This window comes from Pantoea sp. GbtcB22 (genome assembly GCF_019091025.1).
GTDB lineage: Bacteria > Pseudomonadota > Gammaproteobacteria > Enterobacterales > Enterobacteriaceae > Pantoea > Pantoea leporis.
Map to the genome: position 1 here is coordinate 1 of NZ_JAGXKB010000821.1, position 237 is coordinate 237.

A 237-nucleotide genomic window follows, 5' to 3' on the forward strand; every position below is an offset into this window, starting at 1 on the left:
TCGCCGAAAGAACTTGAGCGCCATCGCGACTCTCCCGCTTTCAAAAAAGCCAAAGCATTGAGTGCGATGTTGGACGCCGAGCGCCTTCTCGAAGTTCCCAGATTCTGCCCTGGGCGACTGCGACATTTCGGATTTTTGATTTTCCTCGTACCCAAGCTCCGCTTGGGCACGCATCCGGCGCGGCGGACTCTGCTTCCGGTCTTCGTCACGGTGCGGCGTCTCGCGAAGCGGAGCTAG

1 protein-coding gene is annotated in these 237 nt (G+C 59.1%); it reads left to right on the forward strand.

Annotated features, from left to right (window positions below):
• The coding region (locus tag KVT28_RS26785) for a hypothetical protein (protein ID WP_217551349.1) at positions 1 to 237 on the forward strand (237 nt) is incomplete at its 5' end.